Raw genomic sequence first — 24,259 nt, forward strand, 5'->3', positions numbered from 1 at the left:
GAAGCCTGCTACCGCGCGCTCGGTGTCGTGCATACCACCTGGCCGGTGGTCCCCGGCCGCTTCAAGGACTACATCTCGACGCCCAAGCAGAACGATTATCGCTCTATCCATACGACCGTGATCGGCCCCGGCAACCAGCGGGTTGAACTGCAGATCCGCACCGAGGAAATGGACCAGATCGCGGAGTTCGGCATCGCCGCGCACGCCTTCTACAAAGATGGCGTGGGGTCGCCGACCGAACTCCTAAAGCGCGAATCCAACGCCTTTGCGTGGCTGCGCCACACCATCGCCATCCTGTCGGACAGCGCCAATCCGGAAGAGTTCCTCGAGCATACCAAGCTCGAACTGTTTCATGACCAGGTGTTCTGCTTTACCCCGAAGGGGAAGCTGATCGCGCTGCCGCGTCAGGCCAATGTCATCGACTTCGCCTATGCCGTGCATACCGATGTCGGCAACAGCGCGGTCGGGTGCAAGATCAACGGCAAGTTCGCGCCGCTGTCTTCGGAACTGCAGAATGGCGACGAGGTCGAGGTCTTGACCTCGCAGGCGCAATCGGCGCCGCCCTCAGCCTGGGAATCGCTGGCCGTGACCGGCAAGGCGCGGGCGGCGATCCGGCGCGCGACACGCGCGGCGGTGCGCGATCAATATGCCGGCCTCGGCCGCCGCATCGTCGAGCGCCTGTTCATGCGCGCCAAGATCGAATACGCCGACGACAAGCTCAAGGGCGCGTTGCCGCGGCTGGCGCGGGCCTCGATCGAGGACGTGATGGCGGCGGTCGGGCGCGGCGAGATGAAGGCCTCCGATGTCGCGCGCGCCATGTATCCCGATTACAAGGAAGAGCGGGTCGCGCGCTATGGCGCGAAGAAGAACAGCCTCGCGGTCAAATTGAAGCTGAAATCGCCGCCGGATCCGGCGCGCAGCCCGTCGGCGATACCGGTGCGCGGCATCAATTCCGGCTTGCCGGTGAAATTCGCGCCGAATGGCGGCGCGGTGCCGGGCGACCGCATTGTCGGGATTGTGACCCCGGGCGAGGGTATCACGATCTATCCGATCCAGTCGCCGGCGCTGAAGGATTTCGAGGAGGAGCCGGAGCGCTGGCTCGATGTACGCTGGGACGTCGACGAATCGACGCCACAGCGCTTTCCGGCTCGGATCCTGGTCGACAACGTCAACGAGCCCGGCAGCCTCGCCCAGGTGGCGACCGTGATCGCCGAGCACGACGGCAATATCGACAACATCAGCATGCGCCGCCGCTCGCCCGACTTCACCGAGCTCACCATCGATCTCGAGGTCTATGACCTCAAGCATCTCAGCGCCATTATCGCCCAGCTGCGCGCCAAAGCCGTTGTCGCAAAGGTCGAACGCGTCAATGGGTAGCTTCCGGCGCGCAGCCCATCCCCTCACGGTGAGGCGGCGCTCTTGCGCTGTCTCATGAGGGAAATCCATATCTCGAATGCCGTGAGTCCTGCATGCCCGCTTCTCCACTGCGTCTTGGTGTCAATGTCGATCACGTCGCCACCCTTCGCAATGCGCGGGCGGGCCGCAATCCCGATCCGGTACGCGCGGCGCTCGCCGCGATCGCGGCTGGCGCCGATGGCATCACGGCGCATTTGCGCGAGGACCGCCGCCATATCCGCGACGACGACATGGCCCGGCTGAAGGCCGAAATCTCAAAACCCCTGAATTTCGAGATGGCGGCGACGGCGGACATGCTGGCGATTGCGCTTGCTACCATGCCTCACGCGGTGTGCCTCGTGCCCGAACGCCGCGAAGAACTCACCACCGAAGGCGGCCTCGACGTGGTCGGACAGCACGATACGCTGAAGCCGTTGATCGCGCGCCTGAACGATGCCGGGGTGCGGGTGTCGCTGTTCATCGCCGCCGAGGCGCGGCAGATCGAAATGGCCGCAGAACTGCGCGCCCCGGTGATCGAGATCCACACCGGCGCCTGGTGCGACGCGGTGGCCGACGGCCGTGCGGCGAAGGCCGACGCGGAATGGCAGCGCATCGTCGCCGGTGCAGCGCTGGCGCGCTCGGCCGGCCTCGAAGTCCATGCCGGCCATGGCCTCGATTATGTCACCGCGGAGAGGATCGCAGGCTTGCCCGAGATCGTCGAACTGAACATCGGCTACTACATGATCGGGGAAGCGCTGTTCGTAGGCCTCGGTGAGACGGTTCGTGCGATGCGGGCGGCCATGGACCGCGGCCGCGGAAACCTCGGGAGTCCGGAGCCTCCCAGCGCCGGTCGGGCGGCCCGGGATCCCAAGGGCAGAGCATGATCATCGGCGTCGGCTCTGACCTGATCGACATCCGCCGCGTCGCCAAGGTTATCGAGCGCCACGGCGACCGCTTCCTCGATCGCATTTTCACCGAGGCCGAGCGCGCCCGTGCCGGGCGCCGGGCCAAAAGCGACAAGATGGTGGTCGCGACCTATGCCAAGCGGTTTGCAGCAAAGGAGGCCTGTTCCAAGGCGCTTGGCACCGGTATCCGGAGTGGCGTCTGGTGGCGCGACATGGGGGTGGTCAACCTGCCGAGCGGCCGTCCGACCATGCAACTGACGGGCGGGGCACTGGCCCGGCTCGAGGCACTGATACCACGAGGCTATGAGGCACGGATTGACCTCAGCATGACCGACGACTGGCCGATGGCGCAGGCTTTTGTCATCATTTCAGCTCAAGGCCCGGGCCAACCCTGAAGCCGCGGCGCGGCTCGGTCGCCAACCCGAAGAAAAACTAAAAATCTATTTCTTTTCAAAGGATTATTAAGTTTTGATGCGGCCGTTGATTGCGCGGCTGCAAACAACCGTCTAAAACGCCGCAAATCAGATCAAGCCGGGGCGAATTCTGGTTTACGTTTACTTCGGAATGCGCTCCTAAACAGCAGCATCAGGACCATTTTCTTGGCGCGATCGAGCCGCGGTTCGCGCGAGGAAAATGCTCTGCCACCGCGCGGGGCGAACTGCGCCTTTGGAATTGGGAAAGCGATGAGCGTGACATCCGGGACAAAATCTGAAAGCGGCTTGGGTGAAACCATCCGGGTCGTCATCCACGCGCTCTTGATTGCCTTGGTGATCCGCACCTTCCTGTTCCAGCCCTTCAACATCCCCTCGGGATCGATGAAGGCGACGCTCCTGGTCGGCGACTATCTTTTCGTTTCCAAATATTCCTACGGCTACAGCCACTATTCGATACCGTTGTCACCGCCTCTGTTTTCGGGGCGCATCTTCGGCTCCGAGCCTTCGCGGGGCGATGTCGTGGTGTTCCGACTGCCCAAGGATGATTCCACCGACTACATCAAGCGCGTGATCGGGTTGCCCGGCGACCGCATCCAGATGAAGGACGGACTGCTCTACATCAACGATACCCCGGTGCAACGCGAGCGCCTGAGCGACTATATCGGCGAAGACCCTTGCGGGCCGCCCGACGCTACCGCGCGGGTCAAGCGCTGGAAGGAAACCCTGCCGAACGGCGTCAGTTATGAATCCTTGGACTGCGCCGACAACTCTTACTACGACAATACCAATGTCTATGAGGTACCGCCGGGCCATTTCTTCATGATGGGTGACAACCGTGACAATTCGACCGACAGCCGGGTGCTCTCGGCGGTGGGCTATGTGCCATTCGAGAACATCGTCGGCCGCGCCCAGATGATCTTCTTCTCCATTGCCGAAGGCGAGCACGCCTGGATGTTCTGGCGCTGGCCCACTGCGGTGCGCTGGAATCGCATATTCTCGATCGTGCGATGAACCACGAATCGCGTGACATCCTGACTTCGTCGGCTGGGGGCGAAGCCATTGCTCCGCCTGATGCCGGCGGTGCACCCGCGGCAGCCAGGAAGAAGCGGGGCAAGATCAGCGCCAGGGCCGCGGCGGCGGCGATCGAGGCGCGGATCGGGCACAAATTCGCCGATCCGACCCTGCTCGCCACCGCCTTCACCCACGTTTCCGCGCTGAAATCCCAACGCAAGCGCGGCGACAGTTATCAACGTCTCGAATTCCTCGGGGATCACGTGCTTGGCCTGATCGTGTCCGACATGCTGTATCGCGCGTTCCCAAGCGCCGATGAAGGCGAGCTGTCGAAACGGCTCGCCGATCTCGTGCGCAGGGAAAGTTGCGCCGACGTCGCGAAGTCGCTGGGGCTGTTCGACGACATCAAGCTTGGCGCGGTCGGCGCCGGCGCCGGCGCGCGCTTACGCAAATCCGTACTCGGCGACATCTGCGAAGCGGTGATCGGCGCGGTATTTCTCGACGGCGGCTACGGCGCCGCCGCGCAATTCGTGGAGCGCAACTGGAATGAACGGATGCGCAAGCCGCGGCGGCCGCTGCGCGATCCCAAGACGGTGCTGCAGGAATGGGCGCAGGGCAAGGGACTGCCGACGCCGGTCTATCGCGAGGTCGAGCGCACCGGGCCGCATCACGACCCGCAGTTTCGCGTTGCCGTGGATTTGCCGGGACTGGCGCCGGCCGAAGGCATAGGTGGCAGCAAGCGCGCGGCCGAAAAGGTCGCGGCCTCCGTCATGATTGAGCGCGAAGGCGTCGGCGGCGGCACCAATGATGGATAGGTCACAGGCCGAGGCCGCAGCCGCCACGCGCTGCGGCTTTGTCGCGCTGATCGGCGCCCCCAATGTCGGCAAGTCCACGCTGGTCAATGCGCTGGTCGGCTCCAAGGTCACGATCGTATCGCGCAAGGTGCAGACCACGAGGGCGCTGATCCGCGGCATCGTGATCGATAACCACGCGCAAGTCATCCTGGTCGATACGCCCGGCATCTTCGCACCCAAGCGGCGGCTCGATCGCGCGATGGTCTCCACCGCCTGGAGCGGGGCGCACGACGCCGATTTGGTTTGCGTGCTGCTGGACGCAAAGGCGGGCATTGACGAGGCGGCCGATTCCATCCTCGCCAAGGCGGCGGGCGTCGACCACGACAAGGTTCTGGTTCTGAACAAGATCGATCTGGTTCCGCGCGAAAAGTTGCTGGCACTCACCAAGGGCGCCAATGAACGGCTGCATTTCGCGGCCACTTTCATGGTCTCGGCGCTCTCGGGCGATGGTGTCGACGATCTCAGGCGGGCGCTTTCGGAACGGGTGCCCCCGGGGCCGTTTCACTATCCCGAGGACCAGATGTCGGATGCGCCGATGCGGCATCTGGCGGCCGAAATCACCCGGGAAAAAATCTTCCGCCAGCTGCATCAGGAACTGCCCTATCAATCTACCGTCGAGACCGACAGCTGGACCGAGCGCAAGGACAAGTCCGTCCGTATCGAGCAGACGATCTATGTCGAGCGCGAAAGCCAGCGCAAGATCGTGCTTGGCAAGGGTGGCGCCACCATCAAGTCGATCGGCGCGGAGTCGCGCAAGGAAATCGCCGATATCGTGGGCGCGCCCGTGCATCTGTTTTTGTTCGTCAAGGTGCGCGAGAATTGGGGCGACGACCCCAACCGCTACCGCGAAATGGGACTAGAATTTCCGAGGGAATGACCGGTATCCGATGAACGTACCCAGGAACGTGCTGTGGTTTGAAGTGCTGCTCTATCTGTCGCTCACGCTCGATGCGCTGTCGGTCGCGTTCCAGGATCGAACCCCGAGCGCCGAGATGACGGAGGAGATGATCATGGTCGCAACGGTGATGGCGGGCGGTCTGATCCTGCTCCTGGTTTTCCTGGTCTGGCTCGCCGCGCAGCGCCGCAAGAACTGGCCGCGCTGGGTGCTGGCCGGGGCGCTGGTGATGTCCATCGTCTCGCTCGCGCAGGTGATCTTCGACAACGGCGGCCTGGAACTCGACAGCGGGATCGAGATCGTCTCCTGCGCCCTTACCGCCGCCGGGCTGTATTGTTCCTTCACCGGCGACGCCAAGGGCTGGTTCAACGGGTGATCTCCCGGTCCCGGGTCGTGTCTCGGGGAACGCGGTCTTGATGGCTGCGCCCCTCACCAGAATCCGGTAAGCTCTCGCCCATGGAATGGACTGACGACGGCATCGTGCTGGGGGTCCGGCGGCATGGCGAATCCTCAGCCATTGTCGAGCTTTTGACGCGCGGCCATGGCCGCCACCTCGGCCTGGTGCGCGGCGGGGGCGGTTCGCGGATGCGGCCTTTGCTGCAGCCCGGCAACAGCGTGCGCGCGGTGTGGCGGGCGCGGCTCGACGAGCATCTCGGCACCTACCAGATCGAGGGTATTCGCTTGCGCGCGGCCACCGTGCTGGCGTCGTCGCATGCGGTGTTTGGCGTCACCCATTTGGCGGCGCTGGCGCGGCTGTTGCCGGAGCGCGATCCGCACCAGGCCATTTACGACCGGTTGGACCATACCCTCGACGATTTCGACGACATTGGCGAGGCGGCGGCCCATCTCATCCGGTTCGAGCTGGCGATGCTGGCCGAACTCGGCTTCGGGCTTGATCTGGAAAGCTGCGCCGCCACTGGGGCGACATCGGAGCTGATCTACGTCTCGCCGAAATCCGGCGCTGCGGTATCGCGCCAGGCCGGCGAGCCCTGGCGCGATCGGCTGTTGCGGCTACCGGCGTTCTTGCGCGATACCGGAACGGGCGCCAATGGCTGGTCTGATCAGGATCTAAGGGACGGCTTTCAGCTGACGGGAATGTTCCTGCTTCGCCATGTCCTGGAGCCGCGCGGGCAGGGCCATTCCGACTCCCGCGACGGCTTTATCAATGCGGTGATCCGGCATCGGGCCAGGGGTGACGTCGCCAGCGGCGGGAAAACGCCCGCTGATTCGATCTGATTTGAACCTTTGCACCGGACGAGCGTTTACGTCAGCCCTACCGGCTGATTGCCGTGAGGTATTATGATGCTCTAAAAAAGCAGTCGATGGCATTGCGTGGTTATCGGTTGTCCAGTTTGCGGCCGAAAGCCATAACATGATACCGACGCATGGCTTGGCCGCCCTATGCGGGGTTGCCCTTCACGGGACCGTGTGCAATGCAGCATCCGGGACCGGGCTGACTTCCAATTGTCATCAAAGAAGAGGCGACTCTTATGAGATTTCGTTGCTGTGTCGTGCTGGCGGTGTTTTTCGGACTGTCGCCTGAAGCATTTGCCGGTGAACAGCCCGGTGTATTCCACCGCGCATCCTGCACCATCGTTCGCTACTACGTCGCCAAATACAGCGCGTCCGCGGCGGAGTCCTGGGCGCGCAGCAAGGGCGCTAGCGAGGCCGAGATCGAAGTGGCGCGGCGCTGCCTCAAGGGAATGCCGATCGTGACGGCGCAGAGCGTTTCTGCGCAGTAATACGGAACGCTGTCGATCGCCTCGGGGTTAGACCGATCGTGAAACGCTCAGTTCTGATAGTTGCCGTAGCGCTGTCGTCGGCCTCCGCATGCAAGGCTGAGACTGGGCTTGCGTCCTATTACGGCGGACGCGGCCACGCCGGCGAGATGACCTGCGCCCATCGCACCCGGCCCATGGGAAGCGTTGTGACGGTTTCGCATGGCGGCCGCTCCATCCGTTGCCGCGTCAACGACCGCGGACCATTCGTCCGCGGGCGCGTGATCGATGTGTCAGTCAGCGCGGCCCGCGCGCTCGGCTTGATCGGGAAAGGCATCGTGCGCGTCTCGGTCGAATAACCCCAAACAAATCGAACTCGGATCGGCTCTCGGCAGCCCGTTGGGCCTTCGCAGCGTCCCTACTTTGGCTATAAGCAAACAGCTGAGCGGCGCCATGAGTCGCCCCTGAGGGTTTTCTGGTCCATTCGCAAGCTGTTCTGGTAAACCCTCAGAACTCCCCGGGAAGCCACTGAAAGCGCTCGAATTATGGGAAAAACACTGGTTCCGCCGGAGCCGGCCGAAATCCACGAGGTGATGCTGCGCGACGCGCTGGAAGAGCGCTACCTCAACTACGCGCTCTCGACCATCATGCACCGGGCCTTGCCCGACGCCCGTGACGGCCTCAAGCCGGTGCATCGCCGTATTCTCTACGGCATGCGGCTGCTGCGGTTAGATCCCGGCACCCCATTCAAGAAATCGGCCAAGATCGTCGGCGACGTCATGGGTTCGTTCCATCCCCATGGCGATCAGTCGATCTATGACGCGCTGGTGCGGCTGGCGCAGGATTTTTCCGCGCGCTACCCCTTGGTCGACGGCCAGGGTAATTTCGGCAACATCGACGGCGATAACGCCGCCGCCTACCGCTATACCGAAGCGCGGATGACCGAGGTCGCACGGTTCCTGCTCGACGGCATCGACGAGGACGGCGTCGAATTCCGGGCCAATTACGACGGCCAGTCCAGAGAGCCGGTGGTGCTGCCCGGCGGATTTCCAAACCTGCTCGCCAACGGCGCGCAGGGCATTGCGGTGGGCATGGCGACCTCGATCCCGCCGCACAACGCCGCCGAACTGTGCGACGCCGCGCTGCATCTGATCGACAAGCCGGAGGCAAAGACAAAATCGCTGCTGAAATGGGTCAAGGGCCCGGATTTCCCGACCGGCGGCATCATCGTCGATTCCAAGGAAGTGATCGCGGAAGCTTACGTGACCGGGCGCGGCGCCTTCCGCACCCGCGCCAGATGGCGCCAGGAGGAAGGCGCCCGCGGCAGCTGGGTCGTGGTCATCACCGAAATCCCGTGGCTGGTGCAGAAATCGCGGCTGGTCGAGAAAATCGCCGAGCTGCTCAACGACAAGAAGCTGCCGCTGGTTGGCGACGTCAGGGATGAATCCGCCGAGGACATCCGCCTCGTGATCGAGCCGAAGTCGCGCGCGGTCGATCCCGAATTGATGATGGAATCGCTGTTCCGGCTGACCGAACTGGAGAGCCGGATTCCGCTGAACCTCAACGTGCTGGTGAAGGGCCGGATACCCAAGGTGCTTGGCCTTGCCGAGTGTTTGCGCGAATGGCTCGACCATCTGCGCGACGTGCTGCTGCGCCGTTCCAACTATCGCAAAGTCCAGATCGAGAATCGGCTGGAAGTGCTGGGCGGCTACCTCATCGCCTATCTCAACGTCGACAAAGTGATAAAGATCATCCGTACCGAGGACGAGCCGAAACCGGCCTTGATAAAAGCTTTCAAGCTGACCGAGGTTCAGGCCGACGCCATCCTCAACATGCGCTTGCGGTCTTTGCGCAAGCTCGAAGAATTCGAGATCCGCACCGAGGACAAGGATCTTCGCACCGAGTTGAAGGGCATTAAGGCCATACTCGGCTCTGAACCCGAGCAGTGGGCCAAGGTCGGCGAGCAGGTCCGCAAGGTTCGCGACATTTTTGGGCCGAAGACGCCGCTCGGCAAGCGACGCACCCAGTTCGCCGACGCGCCGGAGCACGATCTCGCCGCGATCGAGGAGGCGTTTGTCGAGCGCGAGCCGGTCACCATCGTGGTTTCCGACAAGGGCTGGGTGCGCACGCTGAAGGGGCAGGTGTCCGATCTCTCGGGGCTGACGTTCAAGACCGACGACAAGCCCGGTTCTGCATTCTTTGCCGAGACCACCTCGAAACTCCTGCTGTTCGCCACCAACGGCAAATTCTATTCGCTCGATGTTGCAAAACTGCCGGGCGGGCGCGGCCATGGCGAGCCGATCCGGATGTTCATCGACATGGACCAGGACGCCGCCATCGTGTCACTGTTCGTCAACAAGGGCGGACGCAAATTCCTGGTGGCGAGCCATGAAGGGCAGGGTTTCGTCGTGGCCGAGGACGATTGCGTCAGCAATACCCGCAAGGGCAAGCAGGTGCTCAATGTCGAGATGCCGAACGAGGCGCGCGCGATCACGACCGTTGCCGGCGACCACGTCGCGGTGATCGGCACCAACCACAAGATGGTGATCTTTCCGCTCGATCAGGTGCCGGAGATGGCGCGCGGCCGCGGCGTGCGGCTGCAGAAATATACCGGCGCCAGCCTGTCGGATGTCACCACCTTCGATGGCAAGGTCGGCCTGACCTGGACGGATGCCGCCGGCCGCGACCAGAGCCTGAGCTTGAAGGAATTGTCCGATTGGCGCGGCAACCGCGCCGACGCCGGCCGGCTGGCGCGAGGTCTGCCGAAGTCCAACAAATTCGGCAGGGGCGTGGAGTAGGATCCGTCCTTGATGCCGTGTGACCTTGCATAAGGTGGACGCCGGATCAGCGAGCGTAGCTCAAAGCCAGGGGGAGCCGCGTTACCCGCCGTTACCGCCCCGGAGAGGCGAATTACGCCTCTTTCGAGCCCATGCGTATGGGCACGGCGCAAGCGCGCCTCTGACAACCCTGCCGATCGCTCAAATCAGCCCCGCGAGCCGCAGCGACACGCCTGCGACACATGATCCCGCCAGCACCGTCAGCATGCCCATGTCGAAGCGGAAGACCGCGACGGCTGCCGCCAGCGCCAAGGCCAGCGCCGGAAAATCAACGCTCGACAGCACCGGCCTATCGAACGATAGCCCCAGAGATCGCACCGGCGAGGTTTCCTGAAACACCGTATGCAGCGCAAACCAGATCGAAAGATTGAGGATCACGCCGACCACGGCGGCCGTGATCGCGCCGAGCGCGCCGGCGAGCGCCTTGTTGCCGCGAAGGGTCTCGATGAAGGGCGCGCCGACGAAGATCCAGAGGAAGCACGGCGTGAAGGTGACCCAGGTCGCCAGCAAGCCGCCCAATGTGCCCGCCAGCATTGGCGATAGCGTGCCGGGATCGCGATAGGCAGCCATGAAGCCCACAAACTGCAGCACCATGATCAGAGGTCCCGGCGTGGTCTCGGCCATGCCGAGCCCGTCCAGCATTTCGCGCGGGCTTAGCCAGTGATAGTGATTGACGGCCTGCTGCGCGACATAGGCCAAGACCGCATAGGCGCCGCCGAACGTCACCATCGCCATCTTGCTGAAGAACAGCGCAATCTGGCTGAACACATTGGCCTCGCCGAACGCGATCAGCAATGCGCCGACCGGCACCAGCCACAGCGGCAGCCAGACCGCGGCGACTATTAGCGCGCGCGGGACGCTGGGGCGGACATGGTCGGGCAATTGCTCGCCGGCGGCCAGGCTGTCGGCAACCGCGGCATTCTTGCCGCCGTGCGGCAGGGCCGCAAATTCCGGCCAGCCGCGTCTCGCACCAAGATAGCCGATCACGCCCGCGGCGATGACGATGAGGGGGAAGGGCACGTTGAAAAAGAAGATGGCGATGAAGGCAACGCCCGCCAGCGCGATCATGACGCGGTTGCGCAGCGCGCGGCTGCCGACGCGGACCACGGCCTGAATGACGATGGCCAGCACCGCGGCCTTTAGTCCGAAGAACAGCGCCTCGACCACCCCGACATGGCCGAAGGCGGCGTAGACATAGCTCAAGCCCATGATGGCGATGATGCCGGGCAGAATGAACAGGCCCCCGGCCATGATGCCGCCGGCGGTGCGGTGCAACAGCCAGCCGGTGTAGGTCGCAAGCTGCTGCGCCTCCGGGCCGGGCAGCAGCATGCAGTAATTGAGCGCGTGGAGGAAGCGGCTCTCGGAAATCCAGTTCTTTTCGTCGACCAGAATGCGATGCATCATCGCGATCTGCCCGGCCGGGCCACCAAAACTCAATAGCGCCACCCGCAGCCAGACCCGGAAGGCCTCACTAAAACTGATGCCGTGACCGGCATCAGCTGCGGTGGTCTTCTCGTTCGCGGCGATATCGATCACGGCTTTGCCTTGTTGGTAGGTCGTTGTGATTACAACAAAAGCGGCGCGGACTGTCATGCCCTTGTCGCCTTTGAGACACCAATTGGTTAGTGTAATCTCTGGGTTCGAAGCACCTGATACGCAGTGGGGGAACAACATGGGCAGGGCAGGCAGTGTCGCGTTGGCGTTTCTGTTGGCAGCGCTGTCGGCCGTCATGGGCCACGCGCAGTCCGGCAAATCCGGCGTCGAGAAGCTTTATATCCTCAATTGCGGGGAAGGCACCGCCGGCGACATTTCGCGCTGGTCGCCCGGCGTCAACGAAGGCAAGCCGATGGACTTCGTCGACAATTGCTATTTGATAAAGCACGCGCAGGGCTGGTTCCTGTGGGACACCGGCATATCAGATGCCGTTGCGGCGATGCCGGACGGGCTGGCTCCCGCCGATCCAAAGGCGGTCACCTGGCACCGGCCGAAAACGCTGGCCGCGCAACTCGATCAGCTCGGGATCAAACCTTCCGACATCAAGGTAATGGCGGTCTCGCATACCCATCCCGACCATATCGGCAATGTCGAGATGTTTCCGGCGGCCATGCTCTACGTTCAGAAAGCCGAATATGAATGGCCCGGTGTCAATAACGCGCCGCGCTTCAAGCCGGAACATCCCGTCACAAAACTGGAAGGCGATCGCGACATCTTCGGCGACGGCAGCGTGACCATTCTCTCGACACCGGGCCATACGCCCGGCCACCAATCGCTGCTGGTCAAGCTGCCGAACACAGGCGCGGTCGTGCTTTCCGGCGACGCCGTTCATTTCCGGAGCAATTGGGACAACCGCGGCGTTCCCGTCATCAATTTCAGCAAGGAGCAGACGCTGGCCTCGATGCAAAGGCTGTCGGAGATCCTCGCCGCCGAAAAAGCCCAGCTCTGGATCAACCACGACAAAGCCCAGCGCGACAGTCTCAGGATGTCACCAGAATTCTATCAGTGAGGAATAGCCGCCGGCTTTAGGGCGTCTCCCACCTGCCGCTCTTCTCCGAGCGGAAGAAGGCGTCGATGATCTTCATGCCCTGGATGGCGTCGGCAACGCCCCAAACCGGCTTCTGTTTGCCGCGCACCACGCGTCCGAATCCCTCGGCCTCGAGTTGGTATTGGTCGGAGATCGGCAGCTCGACCCATTCACCCACGTTCATCTCCATGCCCTGCACAAAATAGCGGTTGGGACGGTCGGGAGGCGCGTTGAAAGGGATCTCGATCTCGATGCGGCCCTTGGTACCGCCGATTTGCACCCGCTGGAACGGCGCGGCCTGGGTGGAGATCGAGAAGGACAGGTGGCGCCCTTCGCCGAAATCGGCAAGGCCGCCAGCCGTGCGGTCGGTCTTGAATTTGGGGTCGCGGTCGAAGGTGGCGGTGACGCGCTTCGGCTCGGCGTCGAAGATGAAGCGCGACACCGTGATCGGATAGCAGCCGATGTCGAGCAGGCCACCGCCGCCGATGTCCGCCCTGTTGCGGACGTTGCTGGGGTCGCGGTTGAAATAGGAGAAGAACACCTGGATGGCCCTGATGTCGCCGATCTTGCCCTTCCTGATGAGCTTTTTCACCTCAATCCATTGCAGCGCATGGCGCACCATGAACGCCTCGGCGATATGGACGTGCTTCGGTGCCTTCTTCAGAAGGGCCGCTTGCTTCGCCGTGAGGGCGATGGGCTTCTCGCACAGCACATGCTTGCCGGCGCGGGCGGCGAGCAGCGTCAGCGGCACATGCAGGTGGTTAGGCAGAGGGTTGTAGACCGCCTCGATCTCGGCATCGGCCAGCATCTCCTCGTAGGCGCCGTAGGTCTTGGGAATGCCAAGCTCCAGGGCGGCCTGCCGCGCCGTCTTGAGGTTGCGCGAGGCGATGGCCACGACCTGCAGGTCACGGCTCTTGAGCATGCCCGGGATGACCTTGCTGACGCCGATCTTGGCCGTCGAGATGATTCCCCACTTGACTGGTTTCACGATTTTCTCCCGCGCGTGACGACGCAGTCATAGCGCAGCTGGGCGTCCGGGCAATGTCAATTGCGGGCGTGGCCCACCTTGGCCCCACCCGGGCGAAGCCAGTTGCCGGCGAACGATGAAGGCCGACTTGTTTTGTGGCCGGTCGCGCGTCAGTTGCGGGGCGCCGACAGCGGCGGTGGACCCAGGCCGACCGGCTTCTTCGGCCTCAGCGTTCCCACGTAGAACGAGGAACCGGCAACCAGGAAAAAACAGATAAGATAAACCACGAAAGATTGCGGCGGGGTCATCACCCACCTCACAAAAGCTCGGATCGCCGCAGCCGGACCGGTTTCTTCTTCCATGCCGTGTTTTGCTTGAAACCGAGCGGATAGGGAAGGGCAAATGCCGCTTCACGGCGCCGCCGGCTGCTTTCGCAGCATTGACAGCGCCAGCAGGGCCGCGAGGCTGAGCGCGGAGGAGACGAACAGGATCCGGCTGCCCATGATGTCGATCAAAAGGCCGAACGCCAGCGGTGCGGCGGCCTGCGCCATCCGCGCCGGCGCGCCGATGATGCCTAGGCGATAACCATAGTTTTGCGGCCCGAAGATCGAAAGCGGCAGGGTGCCGCGCGCAATCGTCAGGATGCCGTTGCCGGCGCCGTGAAAGATCGCGAATACACTGGCCGCGCCGCCACCCGCGAGCGCGACGATGGCAGCGCCGATCGGATGCATCACGCAGGCGAGCCGGGTCGACAGCAGCGGATGATAGCGGCTCAGCAGACTTGCCTCGACGATGCGGGCAACTACCTGGGCCGGGCCGATCAGCGCGCCGGCCGCTACCGCCTGCAGGGTGGTCGCGCCCGTGGCTTCCAGAATGCGCGGCAGATGGGCCGCCATCGCGCCGGTGACGCTCCAGGCCGCGGCAAAGGCAAACGCCAGCAGGATCATGGTGCGATCGATCGGGATGTGAGGTTTGGTCGGCGCCGCCAGCGCCACCTTCGCGCCCTTCACGATGGGCAGCATGAAAAGATTGAGCGGCAGGCCGATCAGGATATGCGCGGCCGCCCAGGCGAAGCAGGTGTCGCGCCAGCCGATGCGTTCGAGGCCGAACGCCGTCAGCGGCCATCCCACGGTCGAGGCAAAACCTGCGAGCAGCGTGATGCCGGTGATCGGTCGGCGCGCCGCGTCGCCGTAGATGCGGCCGAGCGCGGCAAAGGCGGCGTCGTAAAGGCCAAGGGCCATGCCGATGCCGAGCAAGAGCCAGGCGGCGACAAGCACCGGGATCGACGTGGTGGCGCCGAGCAGCGCCAGTCCGGCCGCCAGCGTCAGATTGGAAATCGACAGCACCGGCCTGCCGCCGACCAGATCGATCTGGCGGCCGACGCGTGGGCCGAGCAGGGCTGATATCACCAGCGAGGCCGAGAAGGCGGCAAAGATCCAGTTCGAGGAGACGCCGAGGTCGCGCGCGATCGGATCGGCGAGTATGGCCGGCAAATAGTAGCTGGAGGCCCAGGCCAGCGTCTGCGTCGTGCCGAGCGCCAGGATGATCGGAAGCTGGCGCGCGCTTGGATCAGGCGCCATCCAGATTCCTTGCTCGCGTCGTCCGCATCCGCATCCCCTTTTGCCCCGTTGTTTGGCATTTGCATCCGTCATACAAGGGGCGTTGACAACCGTCGGCGCAAGTCCTCCGCCACATTGACTGGCAGCAGGCGCCGATCGACAGCAAACGCCGGTTTCAGGCTGCAGCTGTTCGATGGGTTCCGCGGCCTTTCGATCGCTGGACAGTTCGGCGGCGATCGAGCGTCCTTCCGGCGCAACGCTGGCCCGAACTGGTATGGCCAGACCGGTTCATCAATTCCGCCCACGGCATCGAAGCGAGGTCTGGCGCAACATCGCCCGATTGGAATGCGTACCGACATGCTCCCCTCGATGTGTCATTGTTTCGAGGCTGAGGCTGGCTTCGCTGCCCGAAAACACAAAGGCGCTCATGAACTTTCCGTCGAACTGCGGTGCGATGGTATCGACATCGATGCCCTTCCCGGTCAGAAACTCGCGTTTGAACGCCCTTTGAACGGCCTTTCGCTTGACAATGGGTAACATATCCATAAAGCTGGATATATGGAATCCGAGGCTGCCATCCTCGCGCTCGCCGCGCTGGCGCAACCGACCCGGCTCGACGTGTTCCGGCTGTTGGTGAAACATGCGCCGGAGGGACTTGCCGCCGGCGAGATCGCCAAGATGCTGGCGGTCCCGCAAAATACCATGTCGTCGCATCTTTCGATCTTGTCGCGCGCCGGATTGGTGACGGCGCAGCGCTTCAGCCGCTCGATCGTCTACCGGGCCGATCTCACCCAGTTTCAGGCCGTCATGCTGTTCATGTTGCGGGATTGCTGCGGCGGACGGCCCGAAATCTGCGCGCCGCTGGTCGACGATCTCACGCCTCGCTGTCAACCGAAGCCAAGGAGGAAGGCCCATGTCTGAACACATCTACAACGTTCTGTTCCTGTGCACCGGCAACAGTGCCCGCTCCATCCTGGCGGAATCGATTCTGGGCAAGGACGGTCAACGCCACTTCCGCGCCTACTCCGCCGGCAGCCAGCCGAAGGGAAGGGTAAATCCGTTCGCGATCAAGGTTTTGAAGAGCCTCGATTATCCAACGGATGATCTCCGCTCGAAGAGCTGGGAGGAGTTCGCGGCGCCCGACGCGCCGGTGATGGATTTCGTTTTCACGGTGTGTGACAACGCCGCCGGGGAATCCTGTCCGGTCTGGCCCGGTCAGCCGATGACGGCCCATTGGGGCATCGAAGATCCGGCCGAGGTCAAGGGTACCGACATCGAGAAGGAGGCCGCGTTTGTGACGGCGTTCCGTCGTCTGAAGAACCGGATCGCGATCTTCACCAGCCTGCCGCTCCGCAGCATCGACCGGCTGTCGCTTGGCACCAGGTTGCGCAACATCGGCCGTATCGAGGGCGCCACATCCAGCCAGCCCAAGGCCAGCTGATGCCGGGCTTTGATTTGCCGCGCAGGCTGGCGGCGGAGGCGCTCGGTACCTTGTTGCTGGTCGCGACCGTGGTCGGCTCCGGCATCATGGCCGAAAAACTGACAAAAGATGTTGCGCTGGCGCTGCTCGGCAACACGTTGCCGACCGGCGCGATCCTGGTGGTGCTGATCACAACTCTCGGCCCGATATCGGGGGCGCATTTCAATCCGGCCGTCACACTGGTATTTGCACTGAAGCGCAATATGACGCCGCGCGACGCGCTGCTTTATATCGCGGCGCAGATCGCCGGGGGCATCGCCGGCACCGTGCTGGCGCATGCCATGTTCGCGCTGCCGCTGGTCGAGGCTTCGCTAAAGATGCGAACGGGCGGCGCTCAATGGCTGGCGGAGGCTGTCGCGGCCTTCGGCCTGCTCGCGACCATTCTCGCCGGCATCCGCTTTGAGCGAGCTGCGGTGCCCTGGCTGGTCGGTCTCTACATCACGGCGGCTTACTGGTTCACATCCTCGACCTCATTTGCCAACCCGGCCGTGGCGATCGCGCGATCGATCACCAACACCTTTTCCGGTATTCGCCCCGTCGACCTTCCCGGATTTATCGCCGCCGAGCTCTGCGGCGCGGTCGCCGCGCTTTTTTTGATGAGTTGGCTGCTGCGCGCCACAGACGAGGTTGTCCCGATCGCGAAGGAGGCTCAATTATGAGCGTGACGATCTATCGGGCATCAGCCCCGCTCTTTCGTCGCGCGACGTTACACGGCATAATAGCGCATGGAGTTGGCGCCCCGATTGCAGTTGATGAACTGGCTGGTGAGCCAAGGGCTCACCGGCCTGCCCGAGAGCGACTTGCTTCGCGGCTTTTGCGAGCGCTGCCGCGCCGGAGGTCTCGATCTGTCGCGCGGTCTCGTTGTCATCGATACGCTGCACCCGATTTTCGAGGGGCGCGGATTTCGCTGGAACGATACCGCAACGAACGAGGACGACATCTTCGAGTATGGGTCAAGCAGCGAGGGTGCCGCTGCGGAGAGCTGGCACCGCTCGCCATTCTATCACATGCTGGAAAACGGCCACGATGAGCTGCGCATTGACCTCGCCGATGGCGCGTCATCCGGCTTCCCGATCATCGTTGACCACGCCGCCCAGGGCCACCGGCATTACCTCGCCTTTGTGCACCGGTTCGGCGAAGCCGGAACCCTGGGCCAGATGGACTGCGTCTATTCCTGCTGGCTGACGCGGCGGCCCGACGGTTTTGGGGAGCTCGGCCTATCGGCGTTGCGCGACCTGGTGCCGGTGTTGGGGCTTTCGATCAAATCCGCCGCGCAAGTCGATATCGCCCGCACGCTGGGCCGCGTCTATCTCGGACGCGATGCTTCCGAGCAGGTGTTGCGCGGGCGCATTTCCCGCGGCGTTGCCGAGCGCATCAACGCCGTGCTGTGGTTTTCCGATCTGCGCGGCTGGACCGCGATCAGCGAAACCATGGCGCCCGGCGAGATCATCCCCTTTCTCGACGATTACGCGCAAGCCGCCATCGACGGCATCCATGGCGAAGGCGGCGATGTGCTCAAATTGATCGGCGATGGCGTGCTGGCGATTTTCACCGGCGACGACATGACCCGTGCCAGATGCGCAGCGCTGCGGGCCGAACATCAGTTCAGGCGCAACATGACTGACCTGAACGCCCGCCGCTCCGGAGGCGGCCTGACGACCACGACGGCCTATGTCGGGCTGCATGTCGGCGAGGTTTTTTATGGCAACATCGGCAGCGAGGACCGGCTCGACTTCACCGTGGTCGGGCCGGCGGTCAACGAGGTCAGCCGCATTGCCTCGATGTGCCGTTCGGTCGATCGCGAATTACTGTTGTCGCAGGCCTTTCGGGATGGGCTCGATACTGCCGCGCAGGCGTACCTCGTGTCCGCAGGCCGGTTTGCGCTCCGTGGCATCGGTCGTGCCCGGGAGCTCTACACCCTCGACCCCGACATCACATCAGATGAGAGTGTAGCCGGGAGCTATCGGCGTTATCTGGCGGGTTAGTCTGCCTTGGCCCGCCTCGTATAGATCCCAAGCGCCGCCAGCGAAGCCAGGGTCAGCACGATGCCAAGCGCGAACATGGCCTGATGCGAGATCGTCGCCGCCAGCCAGACGCCGATCGCAGCGCCCATCATCTGCCAGAAGCCGAGCAGGGCAGAGGCCGCGCCTGCCTTGTCGCCGAATGGCGACAGCGCCTGCGCGGTGCCGAGCGGATTGACGATGCCCATGCCGAGCAGGAAGACGCAGACGCCCGCGAGGAACGGCACAAAGGTGGGGTGGAAGATTGACACCGCCGCTATCGCAATGCTGCCGGTGGCCGCAGCCCACAGGCCGCCCTTGATCGAACGGTCGAGCCCGAAGCGCGGCGCCAGCCGCGTTGCCAGTATGCCCGCTGAAAACACGATCATGACCGTACCGGCGAAGAACAGGCCGAGCTGGATCGGGGTGAACTGCAGGCCTTCGATCAATACACGGGGTGCCGCCGAAAACATCGCGAACAACGCGCCCATGATCAGGCTGACGGTCGCGGCCGGGATCAAAAACCTCCGATCGACGATCAGGCCGAGATAGTTTTTTGCGATTGCGCGTGGATTGAGCGGGGTGCGCGTTGTCAGATGGGTTTCGCCGAGCACTGATTCATAGGCGATGGCCGCGACAGCCGCGAAAATCCCAATGAAGGCGAATTCGGAGCGCCAGCCGAGATAATGATCGAGCGCGCCGCCGAGCAGCGGCGAGAACCCGGGCGAGGCCGCCATCGCGATCATGATCAGCGCCATCGCGCGCGCCAGCGCGGCGCCGCTGAAGAGGTCGCGGGCGATGGCACGCGACAGCACCGAAGTCGCGCAGGCCCCAGCGCCCTGGATGATGCGGCCGGTCAAGAGGCCCGGCAAATCCTGGGCGAGGCCGCACCAGATGCTGCCGGCGCAGAACACCGCAAAGCCGGTCAAAACCGGCCAGCGCCGGCCGTAGCGATCCGAGATCGGCCCGACCACGAGTTGGCCGAGCGCGAACACGGCAAGGAATACCGTGATCGCCGACGTCACCGCCGCGCTCGATACCTGAAGCGACGCGGCCATCTCCGGCAATGACGGCAGCAGGATGTTGGTGGCAAGGGTGCCGGTCGCCGCCAGCGCGGCGAGGACGGCGATTTGCGCCGCAGTGGAGGGCACTTGCCCGAGCCGGGCCGCATCAATGGTGGAAATGGTCTGGTCGGCCATGGCGGCTCCCGGTCAAGTTGGAATGACGTATATCATACAAACAGGCGATCTCCAACCGCCCTTTGCGGAATGTTCTGCTGTTTATCAGCAGGCCTGCGGCACTTTTGGTCCGTCGCTGACCAGCTCCGGCTGCCGCGCCAACGCGACCGCCGGCGGCATCAGGATCACGAGCGCCTGCAGCAAAAAAACTCAAAACCTTCGCAAGAGCGGTCGTCGGGCTGCGATCGGCGCCTCGATTACGCCGCGCGCCGACTCGAAATCAACTCGCTGACGATCTTGTCGGCCGCCTGCGATAGTTGGAATTTCAGCAGCGTGGCATTCGCATCCTTGCGCGCAACGAAGCCGTTCAACTCCGCCGAAATGCCATCGACCAGCAACGTGATCGGTGTACCGAGGGCCGCGTCGGGCAGGGCTTCATCGATCATCGCGCCTCCCAAAGAGAGGTCGCGCACGATCACACGATCCGATCTGCCTTGCAGCTTGAGCACAGCCGGACCGCGAATATCGACGCGGAGGGAATTACGGCGATCAACATCGGTCGTCGAGGTGCGGATCACCCGGACGAGGGTGGCACGAAGTGCGTCGACCTTGTTGGCGATTTCGGCCGAACCATCGCGGATTTCCGATGCGCGCCTGCCGGTTTCAACAGCCTCGTTGGACACGCAGACGATTTGTGATGCGACCTCACGGGCCGCAAGCGAGGTCTCTTCGACCGTACGCGAGATTTCCACCGTCACCGCGTTTTGCTCTTCAATCGCATGGGCGATGATTGAAGAGACCGACTCGACATTGCGAATGACCTCGCCAATGCCGATAATCGAAGCCACTGACGCCTGCGTCGCTTCCTGGATTTCGCGGGCGATAGCCAGCGCGATTTGGGTCAGGTGGCTCAGCTCATCCTTGCGCTGCTGCTTAAGCGAATCGGCAAGGTTGCCGGCCTGCATCGCAGCCAAGCCGATCAGGCCGCAGAAGCTGAGACCGATGATGCTGTAAATGCGAAACCCGATGGAAAAGCGGACACCCTGCATCACAGCCATTCCCGGACCAAGAACCGTCTGAATCGGACGGCTCAACGTCGCATCGCGATGCTGCGGCCGAGTTAAGGAGGCTGCCTGTTTTCATATTTTCAAATGATGCCGTAGTATTACGGTGTTCACGCATGCAGAGAAACGCCGCCAAGCGCATGAGCGCGTGTAACTGCGGATGAGGTCATAAGCTCCCCTCCCTCCCCACCGCTTCCTGGGGGGGCGGGGGAGAACCAGATCCGATTCAATCGTTTTGACGGTTGGCTTTAGCCCGTGCCGCCACCGGGGGCTGCAGGCGATGCGACGGAGCTGGCGAGCTGCTTCGCGGCGAGGGCATCGGTGAGGTTCGTCAAGGTATCGTGACCGGCGGCGAACCCGACCTCGGTGAGGATCTTGTCGATCATCGGCTTGAGAATGCCGAGATTGACAGCAGCTGGCCGGCAAGGCCGTCACCGAGGCCAAGGCCTGCCCCGGCGGCACCGGCGCCGCCACGGCAGAGCATGCTTCCGGCCATCGGTTTTTGCAGTTGCAAATTAGTTGCAATAAGGGACGGCATTGAGCATATTGATGTGATGGATGTGCAATCCCCCGATCTAGCACCTGATTCCGCACTGCGGGTCGCGCCAAAACTGCAGCGGGAAGGATCAGGCTGGCGCGGGGAACGGGGCACACCTTCGCTGGCCGACATGTTTGCCACGGTACGGACGGCGAAACGGGGGCCGTTCTGGCGCAAGCTGCTGGCGTTCCTCGGTCCCGGCTACCTCGTCGCGGTCGGCTATATGGATCCCGGCAACTGGGCGACCTCGCTCGCCGGCGGTTCCAAGTTCGGCTATGCGCTGCTGACGGTCGCGCTATTGTCCAACCTGATGGCGATCGTGCTGCAGTCGCTCTGCACCCGGCTCGGCGTCGGCGCCGGGCGCGACCTCGCCCAGGCCTGCCGCGATTCCTATCCGCGCTTTGTATCATGGCCGCTGTGGCTGTCGGCGGAGATCGCCATCACCGCCACCGACCTTGCCGAGGTGATCGGTACCGCGATCGGCCTCAATCTCTTGTTCCACATTCCGCTTCAGATCGGGGTCATCATCACCGCGGCCGACGTGTTTCTGATCCTGGCGCTGCAGGCCTTCGGCTTTCGCTGGATCGAGGCTTTTGTCGTCGCGATGCTGGGCGTGATTGCGGCCTGTTTCGCGATCCAGATCGCCATGGCTGATCCCGATTGGGGCGCGGTACTCCGGGGCTTTGCGCCGACGTCGGAGATTTTGGTCAATCACGAGATGCTGTACCTGGCGCTCGGCATTCTCGGCGCCACCGTGATGCCGCATAACCTCTATCTGCATTCCGGCCTGGTGCAGACCCGCGGCTACGGCGAGGAGATCGAGGACAAGCACGAGGCGATCACGCTTGCGACCATCGATTCCTCGATCGCGCTGTGCCTGGCGCTGACCATCAACGCCTCGATCCTGATCCTGGCGGCGGCGACATTTAACCGGGTTGGCAAGACCGATGTCGCCGAGCTCGACCAGGCCCACGCCTTTCTCGCGCCATTGCTCGGATCGACGCTGGCGCCCACGCTGTTTGCGATCGCACTCTTGTGCTGCGGACTGAACTCGACCATCACCGCGACCCTCTCCGGCCAGATCGTGATGGAAGGCTTTCTCAATCTGCGCATCGCGCCGTGGCTGCGACGCCTGGTGACCCGGATGATCGCGATTGTGCCGGCGGTGATCGTGACGGTATGGGCCGGCGAGAAGGCCACCGGACAGTTGCTGATTCTGAGCCAGGTCGTGCTCAGCCTGCAACTGCCGTTCGCCGTGGTGCCGCTGGTCATGTTCACTGCCAGCCGGGCCAAGATGGGGCCCTTCGTGGCGCCGCGCTGGCTCACCGGGCTCGCCGCCTTGACGGCCGCGGCGATCATTGTCCTCAATATCAAGCTGGTGCTAGATTTCGTGACAGCCTGATCCGTTGGCGGCAAATGGGCGCTTGCAACAACTTGAAGTAGAGAGTTAGTATCGACCGCGTCAGGTCCAGGTCAAGCGAAACATGTTCGTAATTTTCGATCGGAGGGCATCGCTCGATGACGGAAGCAGTTGAACGCCGGACCACGGTGGATGCGGCCGGCAGCGCGGCTCCAGGTCCAATCGGCCTCCATGGCGGCGTCGCGCGGCGCAGGCTGCTTTTTGCAGGACTTGCGGCCGGCATCGGTATCGCAGTCAGCCCGGCGGTTCGCGCGCAGGAAGATGCACCCGGCGCCGACGAGCGACCTCAAAAGGCCGATCTGCTCGTGTTCGCGGAGGGGGACCGCGCGGGCGAGGTCATCAAGCCGGACGATCTGCCGCTTGGCGGACCACCTGTCCATGCTTGGCCGATGGATCCCAAAAGCCGGGTGGTTCGCAGCGGATCTCGTTTGAATGAACTGCTGGTGGTGCGGCTGGATCCGGCGGAGATCGACGACGACACCCGCGCGCGCGCCGCCGATGGCATCGTGGCCTATTCGGCGATCTGCTCGCACGCCGGCTGCCCGGTCACGGAATGGGTGAAGGCGGAATCCGGCGACAAGGAGGTCTTCAAATGCGCTTGTCACAATTCCGAATATGACCCGCGGCAAAGTGCCGAGGTCGTGTTTGGTCCGGCGCCCCGCCGGCTGGCGGCGCTCCCGCTCACGACCGTGGATCGTTCGATCGCGGTCGCAGCCGTGTTTGTCGGAAAGGTAGGTGCGCAGCAAGGATGACATGAACCCGGCCTCGTCCTCGGTAATTCCAGCAAAAACCAAGGTAGACAGAGGACCGCAAACCAAGTCGAAAAACAAAACCTAAAACCGCAAAACTTAAAAAGCGACAGGGAGGAAGCGACCATGACTATGAAGCAATGGCTCTTGTCGAGCCTTGTGGCATCCACATGCCTGATCCCGCTCACTGCCGGTGCCGGCCCGATCGAGAATTACAGTCCGGTCACCGCCGATCGCCTGCAAAACCCGGAGCCCGGCAACTGGATGCTGTATCGCCGCACCTATGACGGCCAGGGGTACAGCCCGCTCGACCAGATCAACACCACGAACGTCAAGAATCTCGTGCCGGCATGGACGTTCTCGACCGGTGTCGTCGAAGGACACGAGGCGCCGCCGATTATCAATAACGGCGTGATGTTCGTGGCGACGCCGATGGGCCAGGTGATCGCGATCAATGCCCGAACCGGCGACGAGTACTGGCGCTACAAGCGGCAGCTGCCGGACGATCTGTTCCAGCTGCATCCGACCAGCCGTGGCGTCGGACTTTGGCAGGACAAGCTTTATCTCGCGACCACCGACGACCACGTCGTCGCGCTCGATGCCAAGACCGGTAAGGTCGTCTGGGACAAGAAAGTCCAGGACTACAAGAAGGGTCAGTACATGACCCTGATGCCCATGGTGGTGAACGGCAAGGTCATCGTCGGTGGATCCGGCGGCGAGTTCGGAGTCCGCGG

General features: G+C 63.3%; 26 protein-coding genes. 19 read left to right on the forward strand and 7 right to left on the reverse strand.

Annotation, left to right across the window (positions count from 1 at the left end; genetic code table 11):
- The 11 genes from ABSG20_RS06075 to parC all read left to right on the forward strand — a co-directional run.
- Positions 1 to 1,377 (forward strand): RelA/SpoT family protein (locus ABSG20_RS06075; protein WP_423863594.1); only part of this gene is annotated, 1,377 nt, incomplete at its 5' end.
- Positions 1,378 to 1,469: 92 nt separating this feature from the next.
- Entirely contained in the window at positions 1,470 to 2,279 is an 810-nt protein-coding gene (locus ABSG20_RS06080; protein WP_423863595.1) for a pyridoxine 5'-phosphate synthase, read from the forward strand.
- Positions 2,276 to 2,695, forward strand: coding sequence for a holo-ACP synthase (gene acpS, locus ABSG20_RS06085; protein WP_423863596.1), 420 nt, complete (start codon positions 2,276 to 2,278; stop codon positions 2,693 to 2,695). Before ABSG20_RS06080 ends, acpS begins: the two co-directional genes overlap by 4 nt.
- Before the next feature lie 288 nt (positions 2,696 to 2,983).
- A complete protein-coding gene (lepB, locus tag ABSG20_RS06090; protein WP_423863597.1) occupies positions 2,984 to 3,745 on the forward strand; it encodes a signal peptidase I in 762 nt (253 codons plus the stop codon).
- On the forward strand, positions 3,742 to 4,560 hold the full coding sequence (rnc, locus tag ABSG20_RS06095; RefSeq protein ID WP_423863598.1) for a ribonuclease III: 819 nt from the start codon (positions 3,742 to 3,744) through the stop codon (positions 4,558 to 4,560). Before lepB ends, rnc begins: the two co-directional genes overlap by 4 nt.
- On the forward strand, positions 4,550 to 5,476 hold the full coding sequence (gene era, locus ABSG20_RS06100) for a GTPase Era (RefSeq protein WP_423863599.1): 927 nt from the start codon (positions 4,550 to 4,552) through the stop codon (positions 5,474 to 5,476). Before rnc ends, era begins: the two co-directional genes overlap by 11 nt.
- A gap of 10 nt (positions 5,477 to 5,486) precedes the next feature.
- On the forward strand, positions 5,487 to 5,870 hold the full coding sequence (locus tag ABSG20_RS06105) for a hypothetical protein (protein ID WP_423863600.1): 384 nt from the start codon (positions 5,487 to 5,489) through the stop codon (positions 5,868 to 5,870).
- 80 nt (positions 5,871 to 5,950) lie between these two features.
- Entirely contained in the window at positions 5,951 to 6,730 is a 780-nt protein-coding gene (gene recO / locus ABSG20_RS06110) for a DNA repair protein RecO (RefSeq protein WP_423863601.1), read from the forward strand.
- A 254-nt stretch (positions 6,731 to 6,984) separates the two neighbouring features.
- Entirely contained in the window at positions 6,985 to 7,236 is a 252-nt protein-coding gene (locus tag ABSG20_RS06115) for a hypothetical protein (RefSeq protein ID WP_423863602.1), read from the forward strand.
- A 38-nt stretch (positions 7,237 to 7,274) separates the two neighbouring features.
- The gene (locus ABSG20_RS06120; RefSeq protein WP_423863603.1) at positions 7,275 to 7,571 is read left to right on the forward strand and encodes a septal ring lytic transglycosylase RlpA family protein; all 297 of its coding nucleotides are present in this window, start codon (positions 7,275 to 7,277) and stop codon (positions 7,569 to 7,571) included.
- 186 nt (positions 7,572 to 7,757) lie between these two features.
- Positions 7,758 to 10,010: a DNA topoisomerase IV subunit A gene (gene parC / locus ABSG20_RS06125; RefSeq protein ID WP_423863604.1), complete on the forward strand. Its 2,253-nt coding sequence runs from the start codon at positions 7,758 to 7,760 to the stop codon at positions 10,008 to 10,010.
- A gap of 180 nt (positions 10,011 to 10,190) precedes the next feature.
- Here the strand turns inward: parC and chrA are convergent, their stop codons facing one another.
- Complete coding sequence (gene chrA, locus ABSG20_RS06130) at positions 10,191 to 11,585, reverse strand: chromate efflux transporter (protein ID WP_423863618.1); 1,395 nt, start codon at positions 11,583 to 11,585, stop codon at positions 10,191 to 10,193.
- A gap of 193 nt (positions 11,586 to 11,778) precedes the next feature.
- Between chrA and ABSG20_RS06135 the strand changes: the two genes are divergently transcribed.
- Entirely contained in the window at positions 11,779 to 12,552 is a 774-nt protein-coding gene (locus tag ABSG20_RS06135) for an N-acyl homoserine lactonase family protein (RefSeq protein ID WP_423863619.1), read from the forward strand.
- 16 nt (positions 12,553 to 12,568) lie between these two features.
- On the opposite strand, the gene ABSG20_RS06140 is transcribed toward ABSG20_RS06135, so the two are convergent.
- The 3 genes from ABSG20_RS06140 to ABSG20_RS06150 all read right to left on the reverse strand — a co-directional run bounded on the left by ABSG20_RS06140 (position 12,569) and on the right by ABSG20_RS06150 (position 15,117).
- Entirely contained in the window at positions 12,569 to 13,558 is a 990-nt protein-coding gene (locus ABSG20_RS06140; RefSeq protein WP_423863605.1) for a Gfo/Idh/MocA family protein, read from the reverse strand.
- A gap of 149 nt (positions 13,559 to 13,707) precedes the next feature.
- Entirely contained in the window at positions 13,708 to 13,899 is a 192-nt protein-coding gene (locus ABSG20_RS06145; RefSeq protein WP_423863606.1) for a hypothetical protein, read from the reverse strand.
- A 48-nt stretch (positions 13,900 to 13,947) separates the two neighbouring features.
- Entirely contained in the window at positions 13,948 to 15,117 is a 1,170-nt protein-coding gene (locus ABSG20_RS06150; protein WP_423863607.1) for an MFS transporter, read from the reverse strand.
- Positions 15,118 to 15,654: 537 nt separating this feature from the next.
- On the opposite strand from ABSG20_RS06150, the gene ABSG20_RS06155 reads away from it, so the two are divergent.
- The 4 genes from ABSG20_RS06155 to ABSG20_RS06170 all read left to right on the forward strand — a co-directional run bounded on the left by ABSG20_RS06155 (position 15,655) and on the right by ABSG20_RS06170 (position 18,561).
- Positions 15,655 to 16,017, forward strand: a complete 363-nt coding sequence (locus ABSG20_RS06155) for an ArsR/SmtB family transcription factor (RefSeq protein WP_423863608.1) — start codon at positions 15,655 to 15,657, stop codon at positions 16,015 to 16,017.
- Entirely contained in the window at positions 16,010 to 16,537 is a 528-nt protein-coding gene (locus ABSG20_RS06160) for an arsenate reductase ArsC (RefSeq protein ID WP_423863609.1), read from the forward strand. Before ABSG20_RS06155 ends, ABSG20_RS06160 begins: the two co-directional genes overlap by 8 nt.
- Positions 16,537 to 17,235, forward strand: a complete 699-nt coding sequence (locus ABSG20_RS06165; RefSeq protein WP_423863610.1) for an aquaporin — start codon at positions 16,537 to 16,539, stop codon at positions 17,233 to 17,235. Before ABSG20_RS06160 ends, ABSG20_RS06165 begins: the two co-directional genes overlap by 1 nt.
- 66 nt (positions 17,236 to 17,301) lie before the next feature.
- Positions 17,302 to 18,561: an adenylate/guanylate cyclase domain-containing protein gene (locus ABSG20_RS06170; RefSeq protein ID WP_423863611.1), complete on the forward strand. Its 1,260-nt coding sequence runs from the start codon at positions 17,302 to 17,304 to the stop codon at positions 18,559 to 18,561.
- On the opposite strand, the gene ABSG20_RS06175 is transcribed toward ABSG20_RS06170, so the two are convergent.
- From ABSG20_RS06175 to ABSG20_RS06185, 3 genes are all read right to left on the reverse strand, one after another.
- Positions 18,558 to 19,775, reverse strand: coding sequence for a multidrug effflux MFS transporter (locus ABSG20_RS06175; protein ID WP_423863612.1), 1,218 nt, complete (start codon positions 19,773 to 19,775; stop codon positions 18,558 to 18,560). The genes ABSG20_RS06170 and ABSG20_RS06175 overlap by 4 nt on opposite strands.
- A 236-nt stretch (positions 19,776 to 20,011) precedes the next feature.
- Entirely contained in the window at positions 20,012 to 20,848 is an 837-nt protein-coding gene (locus tag ABSG20_RS06180; RefSeq protein WP_423863613.1) for a PilZ domain-containing protein, read from the reverse strand.
- A gap of 218 nt (positions 20,849 to 21,066) precedes the next feature.
- Positions 21,067 to 21,204, reverse strand: coding sequence for a hypothetical protein (locus tag ABSG20_RS06185; protein WP_423863614.1), 138 nt, complete (start codon positions 21,202 to 21,204; stop codon positions 21,067 to 21,069).
- 168 nt (positions 21,205 to 21,372) lie between these two features.
- Between ABSG20_RS06185 and ABSG20_RS06190 the strand changes: the two genes are divergently transcribed.
- From ABSG20_RS06190 to ABSG20_RS06200, 3 genes are all read left to right on the forward strand, one after another.
- Complete coding sequence (locus tag ABSG20_RS06190) at positions 21,373 to 22,758, forward strand: Nramp family divalent metal transporter (protein WP_423863615.1); 1,386 nt, start codon at positions 21,373 to 21,375, stop codon at positions 22,756 to 22,758.
- A 116-nt stretch (positions 22,759 to 22,874) separates the two neighbouring features.
- A complete protein-coding gene (locus tag ABSG20_RS06195; protein ID WP_423863616.1) occupies positions 22,875 to 23,528 on the forward strand; it encodes a QcrA and Rieske domain-containing protein in 654 nt (217 codons plus the stop codon).
- A 123-nt stretch (positions 23,529 to 23,651) separates the two neighbouring features.
- Positions 23,652 to 24,259, forward strand: a 608-nt coding sequence (locus ABSG20_RS06200; RefSeq protein ID WP_423863617.1) for an outer membrane protein assembly factor BamB family protein, incomplete at its 3' end; no start/stop codon positions are given.

This window comes from Bradyrhizobium sp. (assembly GCF_049512235.1).
Taxonomy (GTDB): Bacteria; Pseudomonadota; Alphaproteobacteria; order Rhizobiales; family Xanthobacteraceae; genus Bradyrhizobium.

What these genes read in the sequence shown, in the direction of transcription:
- ABSG20_RS06160 (WP_423863609.1), top strand. Translation starts at nt 16,010, where the DNA reads ATGTCTGAACACATCTACAACGTTCTGTTCCTGTGCACCGGCAACAGT.
- ABSG20_RS06150 (WP_423863607.1), bottom strand. Translation starts at nt 15,117, where the DNA reads ATGGCGCCTGATCCAAGCGCGCGCCAGCTTCCGATCATCCTGGCGCTC.
- ABSG20_RS06190 (WP_423863615.1), top strand. Translation starts at nt 21,373, where the DNA reads ATGGATGTGCAATCCCCCGATCTAGCACCTGATTCCGCACTGCGGGTC.
- ABSG20_RS06080 (WP_423863595.1), top strand. Translation starts at nt 1,470, where the DNA reads ATGCCCGCTTCTCCACTGCGTCTTGGTGTCAATGTCGATCACGTCGCC.
- lepB (WP_423863597.1), top strand. Translation starts at nt 2,984, where the DNA reads ATGAGCGTGACATCCGGGACAAAATCTGAAAGCGGCTTGGGTGAAACC.
- era (WP_423863599.1), top strand. Translation starts at nt 4,550, where the DNA reads ATGATGGATAGGTCACAGGCCGAGGCCGCAGCCGCCACGCGCTGCGGC.
- ABSG20_RS06170 (WP_423863611.1), top strand. Translation starts at nt 17,302, where the DNA reads ATGGAGTTGGCGCCCCGATTGCAGTTGATGAACTGGCTGGTGAGCCAA.
- parC (WP_423863604.1), top strand. Translation starts at nt 7,758, where the DNA reads ATGGGAAAAACACTGGTTCCGCCGGAGCCGGCCGAAATCCACGAGGTG.
- ABSG20_RS06195 (WP_423863616.1), top strand. Translation starts at nt 22,875, where the DNA reads ATGACGGAAGCAGTTGAACGCCGGACCACGGTGGATGCGGCCGGCAGC.
- ABSG20_RS06115 (WP_423863602.1), top strand. Translation starts at nt 6,985, where the DNA reads ATGAGATTTCGTTGCTGTGTCGTGCTGGCGGTGTTTTTCGGACTGTCG.
- rnc (WP_423863598.1), top strand. Translation starts at nt 3,742, where the DNA reads ATGAACCACGAATCGCGTGACATCCTGACTTCGTCGGCTGGGGGCGAA.
- ABSG20_RS06185 (WP_423863614.1), bottom strand. Translation starts at nt 21,204, where the DNA reads ATGATCGACAAGATCCTCACCGAGGTCGGGTTCGCCGCCGGTCACGAT.
- ABSG20_RS06105 (WP_423863600.1), top strand. Translation starts at nt 5,487, where the DNA reads ATGAACGTACCCAGGAACGTGCTGTGGTTTGAAGTGCTGCTCTATCTG.
- ABSG20_RS06175 (WP_423863612.1), bottom strand. Translation starts at nt 19,775, where the DNA reads ATGGCCGACCAGACCATTTCCACCATTGATGCGGCCCGGCTCGGGCAA.
- recO (WP_423863601.1), top strand. Translation starts at nt 5,951, where the DNA reads ATGGAATGGACTGACGACGGCATCGTGCTGGGGGTCCGGCGGCATGGC.
- ABSG20_RS06165 (WP_423863610.1), top strand. Translation starts at nt 16,537, where the DNA reads ATGCCGGGCTTTGATTTGCCGCGCAGGCTGGCGGCGGAGGCGCTCGGT.
- ABSG20_RS06135 (WP_423863619.1), top strand. Translation starts at nt 11,779, where the DNA reads ATGGGCCACGCGCAGTCCGGCAAATCCGGCGTCGAGAAGCTTTATATC.
- acpS (WP_423863596.1), top strand. Translation starts at nt 2,276, where the DNA reads ATGATCATCGGCGTCGGCTCTGACCTGATCGACATCCGCCGCGTCGCC.
- ABSG20_RS06155 (WP_423863608.1), top strand. Translation starts at nt 15,655, where the DNA reads ATGGAATCCGAGGCTGCCATCCTCGCGCTCGCCGCGCTGGCGCAACCG.
- ABSG20_RS06145 (WP_423863606.1), bottom strand. Translation starts at nt 13,899, where the DNA reads ATGGAAGAAGAAACCGGTCCGGCTGCGGCGATCCGAGCTTTTGTGAGG.